Source organism: Chitinivibrio alkaliphilus ACht1, assembly GCF_000474745.1.
GTDB lineage: Bacteria > Fibrobacterota > Chitinivibrionia > Chitinivibrionales > Chitinivibrionaceae > Chitinivibrio > Chitinivibrio alkaliphilus.
Map to the genome: position 1 here is coordinate 1 of NZ_ASJR01000077.1, position 596 is coordinate 596.

Annotated in this window: 1 protein-coding gene; it reads right to left on the bottom strand. The window is 40.1% G+C overall.

Annotated elements, in window-relative coordinates; all coding sequences use genetic code 11:
- Positions 1 to 51: 51 nt before the first annotated feature.
- On the bottom strand, positions 52 to 596 hold a 545-nt coding region (locus CALK_RS12465), incomplete at its 5' end, for a transposase (RefSeq protein WP_162146752.1).

Genomic DNA, 596 nt, shown 5'->3' on the forward strand with positions numbered 1-596 from the left:
GGATACTGATGAGGCTGAGACCATACGAGCATCAAGCTCACGAGATTCATCCTAAATTCCGCAATTGAGATTGATTTTCGGGGTAAAATGATCCTGAAAAGAGATAGCAAAGTCAGTAAAAGTTGCTCCAAGATCCAACTGCGGAGCATTAGATTTCAACCACGAAATAATCCGTTCATATCCCCTTTTTATGTTCTCCCATTTTTTCTCACAGACTGATATATCCAGCCTTTTTTGTCGTCCTGATTTCACCAATTTTGCAGGCAATAGCATAAAATTTCTTCGTGAGTTTTTGGCCTCCTGATGGGTGTCAATATTGAAGAATCGAACAAACAAAGACCACAGATTATAACTCAGCAATGTCATTCGGGCTGCAAACTCTGTCACATTCTGTTTTTGTGAACAGAATCCCGCAAAGCCCCAGTGATTTTTTAATTCATCAAAAATATTTTCGCAATCAGCTCGTTTGTCATAGAGATCTGATATCTGCCAACAGGTAAATTGCTGCGGTGAAAGATCAGTCACAAAGGCCATCGTTTTGTATTCAAAGGTTCCAAACAGCGTTCCGCTTTCTTCAGGCGTTTCTTTTGCAATAC